Below are 5,263 nucleotides of genomic sequence, written 5' to 3' on the forward strand. Positions count from 1 at the left end.
ACTTGCTCAGGATTCGGGTACTTTGTCGCAATCCTGAGCCGAGCCCTGCTCATTGATATTGCAAAAAAATGAGCGACCAACTTCAGACGGTCGCTCATCATCGTTCACCAACATTGCGTAAGAACCACATTTGTATTGCAAAATACACACGTCGACTATTTCTAGTTCCGGAAAAAACTCGTTTAACATGAGGAATCCCTTCAATCCTTTTAGTAAACTAATTCCCTAAGATAAGATTCATCAAAAGTGAGGAAGAACCAATTTTAAACTGTTGTTAACACCCTGCACCGTCTCCCGACGCTCGCTTCGTTTCCGTCAACAGGACGCACAACGGTGTTCGTTCTGAGGACAGCTTATCTATCCGAAAGGGGACAAACCATCATGGAACTATCCGCCATCATCGAGGTCATCCGCATCAAACAGGAGGTTCGCGAGGACATGGTCACCCTCGAGCACGCCATCATCCACTCGCCGCACAGCGCCTGACAAATCGGGTCATCGTTCATTGGGGACGACGCCTGTGAGGTGTTCCTCGCCATCATGCTCAATACGAAGAACCGGGTCATCGGCATCCCGGTGCTCGACCATCTCATCCTCGGTTCGTCCGAGAAGAGCAAAGACGAAAGACGTGCGTTTTTCTTTTGTGGGGCGGCGATTCGCGTTGCTCTCGCCTGGACCCCAAAATCGGATTCGTCAAAAGGAAAACAGGGGATCGTCAACTCTGGTCGGGACAACGCTCCTCTGTTCAATATCATTTTGAGTTTTTCAGTGACCTCACTAATCTATCGGAGTTCTGTTCTGAATCTTCGGCAATAGTGTAAAATCGTATCGAGCAAAAACTGTAAATTTTATCTAGGTTCACATCGTTATAAAATCTTCTTCAAAATTTTTAACGACTGTTAACTTTTTATTGACAGAGTATTTATTCTTGGACATAGACAAAACTCCCTCAAAAATAAACAGTTTTATTATTTCAACTGTTTATTTTTGAGGGAGCCATATCATTTACACTTCAAATATTTTTTATTTTTGTACTAAGTCAACCTTGCTTTGATTGATTCTATAAACTTTATCACACAGCGCATCAATATCTTCAGAATTATGACTGGTTATAAGAATCGTTTTTCCTTCCTTCTTGAAATCTAAAAGCATGTTTCGTAATGATTTTACACTGTCATGATCAAGCGCATTAAACGCTTCATCTAAAATAAGAACGTCTTGGTTCTCCATAATGGCTTGTGCAATCGCTAGTTTTTGTTTCATACCTAATGAATAATTTTTTACCTTTTGTTGATTTTTTGGTTGTAAACCGACTTTAACCATTGTTTCTTCAATTTCTTTGTCGTTAATTTTATCCTGAATCAAAGCGAGTTGTTTTAAATTTTCAAAACCTGTTTTATTTGCTATGTAACCTGGACGATCAATAAGTATTCCAAAATCTTTTGGAAAGCGGTTTTTTTTATGTAGCTTGTTATTTCTTACCGTTATTGTTCCTTCATCAGGAAAAACGAATCCACACATCATTTTAAATAAGACAGATTTACCTGATCCGTTTGGTCCAACAATACCAACAATTTCACCTTGATTGATTGTTAAATCAACACTATCAAATAAGTTATTGCCCATATATGTCTTCGATACGTTTTCTAAACTTATTATCTCCATTTTACTACCCCTTTCATACTTTAAGACTTTTAGAGAACATTACTTTTAAAAACATTAAAGAACCTACAATATAAGCGAACAAAACAATTAGTAAATGCTGAAGACTGAATGACTCAGTAACGATTACAGCATTTAATCCAACCGGAAAAACACCCCACACATTTATCCCTGGTAATAACATAAAAGATAATACTCCAAACAAGATTAGTAAAAAGTAACCCTCAGAGGACTTCCATAAAGTAATAAAGCTAAAAAGCAAATAACATATAAGCTGAAGGAATGAGAAACAAATGATAAAAAGAATCAAGTTACTATTTTGTAGTGATGTTATGTCTGTTTTCAAAGAAGGGTCTAATCCATTAAAGATTCCAAATAAAATTACGAATCCTATAATGGATAATAAAACACTGAAAAGAAATAATGATTCTTTTATAAATACTTTGAAGAACCATTTATCAATACTTCCGTATCTAATAATTTTGTAATGACTTACTTCCCCGATTTCATGAGAAAGTCGAATTTGGCTTAAATATGATAATCCGAAAAAAGTAATCAGGTATGCAAATAAAGATGCAAAAGAAGAATTAAAAGCACTTACTCCCAAGAAAATTACTGTAATTAAGTCACCGAGTGTTAAAATATCTACTTTGTTATTTTGAAAAGTTATCAAAATATAAATAAATATCAATATACTGTAAATAATATAAGGAAGCGTCTCTTTTTGTATTATCCTAAATATTTTTTTGAATTCGATTAAATATTTAATAACAAAAAATTCAAAAATAAAAAGCGTTATAGGAATTACAAAAATGATCCATATACTTGATAAAGCATTTATTGCAGCAGCAACTGTAAAGTAAACTGAAGGAGATAAAAATTTAAATTCTGATGGAAAAATTTTAAATCCAAAAACACAAAGTAAAAATAATAAAGCTGCCTCGATATACAAGTACTGGTGTTTCTGATGCATTAAAAATAATAAAACCAGCATTCCATGAAGACTTATTGAAGCAACTATCCATAATAAGAATTGAAAGAATAGCGGTACTAAAGGATTTTGAAATTTTGAGTATAACTCGTTTAATTCATTCACTCCATTATCTAGTGTGCTATATTCACTCCAGTTCATCTGGAATGGTAAACCGATAGACATTAATAAACTAAGGATAAACAACAGTATAAACATAGGGAAGATTTGAACTAAAAAATTTTTAGTCGTATAAAGCATCCATGAATTGAACGACTTTAGTCGTATAAGCAACGTATAATCAAATTTAGTAGTGATTGTTTTGACTGAAGTAAAGATTATAATCGGAATTAAAAAATACACCATAAGATATGAATCATTTTGAAGTGAGTATATCGGATCCCATATATTGATATTTAATGAGTATTCTCCTGCAGCACTAAATATTTGTTTTTTTAGATATAAGCTATAAAAAAATATTACTGTACCAACTAAAAGCCACTTTATTTTTGTAAATTCTTTAAAAAGTGTTTCAAGCATTAAATTTGTCACCTGCTTTACTTAATTGAAAGTCCATTCTTCTCTTTTTGAAATATAGACTTTGTATACGATTAAGTTGATTAAAAGTATTACTGTGAATGGAACAAAAACTGTCCAAATTGGTTGGGCTGTAATATTGAACGGAAACAAGGTACTCAATGGCGAAAATTGTGGAAACTGGAAAATTCCTGAAACAAAATTTAAAAGGTGATACCCCATAAACGGAATAGAGATGGCTACGAAAATACTATTAAGTGACAATACAAGAATATAAGCAAGCGTAGCGTATAGAGCAGCATTTAATCCAATCCATATAGCATAAATTGTGGCATATAAAAACGGGTTGTTTTCAATTAAGGACGAAAATACATTCTTAACATCAACAGTCGATTCACTTATCGGTGTATAATTTACTAACCCTAACCAAGGCTCAATAAACTGTACAAACAAATATGTAACGAAAACCATTAAAAATAATACAATTCCGCTTAAAATTGCGTTAACAATCCCTTTACTAACTAGATAATCGTTAAGGTTTACTCTAGTTCTCGTATAAGTCAAAAAATTATTTTTATACTCTGAAATAAATGAAGGAACGTATACTAAAACCGCAAGAATTGGAAAGATCATTGCCGGAATAGTAGAGATACTCTCCTCAAAAACTTCGATTGGCTGAAAAAATTCATAAGTATTATACACTGTTAAAAATTGAATTAAAGGGACAATGAAAATAATAAACGAAAATAATATTAAATTTTTAGTTGTCAATGCATTTAACAATTCTTTTTTTATTTGCTTCAACATGAATTAACCTCACTTCATTTTCATCCTTTTTGTTAAGGAATTAATTATTTTCAAATCAAAGATTCGAGTAATTTTTTCACAAATATTTACTATCATCAAAGGAATTATTTTCTATCTTAAGATTACTCTAGAGCACCTTTTTAAGTAAAGTAACTTTTAAAAAAGAAACTCTATATTGATAAAAACACTTCTATTTTCCTAAAAGAATGTGAAAAAAGAGTTATTGTGCCTATTGAATATCATTTATAAAATTTAAAACGACCTAAGTCCTAAATATCATTGAACTCAAGTCGTTTACATTTTTATTTACTATGTTAGCATGAGACAAATAAATCTTAACTTTTAAATAACAATATTTATTAGTTACTTATCCAAGAACCTGTAACTTTTACATCTACTGGAGTTGTAAGATCGTTACTAAATTGAACACGTGCAGCAGTCCCTTTATTAATTGAATTTGGAAGACCACGAGTCTCATAATCGCTTACACCACGAACCCAAGATCCTGTACCAGATGTTGCTGCCATACGAGCGTCAACTGTATAGTTACCGCCAACAATACTAGAGTTCAATTCACCGCGAGCATCTGAGATCGCCTTAGTTTGAGATGAAGAGCTCCCGGCACCATTATATGCCCCAACTGTCACGCTATAACTCGTAGCAGTAGTTCCTGCTTGCGCAAAACCAACAACTGATAATAAACCGACTGTAAGTCCTAATGTGGCTAAAGTTTTTTTCTTCAAGATAAGTTCTTCTTTTCAATAATTTATATTACAAATTCCATAATAATACTTTACACATGATAAAAACACCTAAAAATATGTAATATATAAAAATAAATACAAAGTACTACATATATATTTAAATAAATTAAATAAACAATACAATGTACCTACTTCGAACTGAACCCTAAACGGTAAACACTTGATAAAAAGTGCTCATTTGAACTACCCCATAAAAGTTGGACATAAAAATCCAACTTTTATGGGGTGTTTTTATGGTCAAATTTACGAAGGCTTTCAAAATTCATGTGAACCAACATACGAACATGTTTTTTTAACGTTCGTTAAAAAGACGGAAAAGCACAACAAGCTAATTTATTTTATAAATACATAAATGGCTATTTTTGGTGATGAAATACAAACGATAATATTGTTAAATGTCAACAGCGGTTTAAAATTCCTTCTTAATAACGGATTAAAAATCCCTTTTTTACACGTTACTCTTGGAAACTATCGACACGGGTCGGCTGGATGCCGGCCCGTTTCTTTTCCCTCATCCGATATG

Annotated in this window: 5 protein-coding genes; 1 reads left to right on the forward strand and 4 read right to left on the reverse strand. The window is 32.5% G+C overall.

Features of this window, described 5'->3' with window-relative positions; translation table 11 throughout:
• Positions 1-540: 540 nt before the first annotated feature.
• Positions 541-816, forward strand: a complete 276-nt coding sequence (locus EVJ30_RS14740) for a hypothetical protein (RefSeq protein ID WP_131469564.1) — start codon at positions 541-543, stop codon at positions 814-816.
• Positions 817-1,023: 207 nt separating this feature from the next.
• Here EVJ30_RS14740 and EVJ30_RS14745 read toward each other — a convergent pair whose 3' ends face one another.
• The 4 genes from EVJ30_RS14745 to EVJ30_RS14760 form a co-directional block, all read right to left on the reverse strand.
• Positions 1,024-1,665: an ATP-binding cassette domain-containing protein gene (locus EVJ30_RS14745; protein ID WP_131459114.1), complete on the reverse strand. Its 642-nt coding sequence runs from the start codon at positions 1,663-1,665 to the stop codon at positions 1,024-1,026.
• Between the two features lie 13 nt (positions 1,666-1,678).
• A complete protein-coding gene (locus tag EVJ30_RS14750) occupies positions 1,679-3,172 on the reverse strand; it encodes a hypothetical protein (protein ID WP_131459113.1) in 1,494 nt (497 codons plus the stop codon).
• A 21-nt stretch (positions 3,173-3,193) separates the two neighbouring features.
• Positions 3,194-3,976, reverse strand: coding sequence for an ABC transporter permease (locus EVJ30_RS14755; RefSeq protein WP_131459112.1), 783 nt, complete (start codon positions 3,974-3,976; stop codon positions 3,194-3,196).
• 359 nt (positions 3,977-4,335) lie between these two features.
• Positions 4,336-4,719 (reverse strand): hypothetical protein, encoded by a 384-nt coding sequence (locus EVJ30_RS14760; protein ID WP_236636110.1) that lies wholly within the window; start codon positions 4,717-4,719, stop codon positions 4,336-4,338.
• Positions 4,720-5,263 lie beyond the last annotated feature (544 nt).

This window comes from Exiguobacterium sp. SH5S13, from assembly GCF_004337085.1.
GTDB lineage: Bacteria > Bacillota > Bacilli > Exiguobacteriales > Exiguobacteriaceae > Exiguobacterium > Exiguobacterium aurantiacum_A.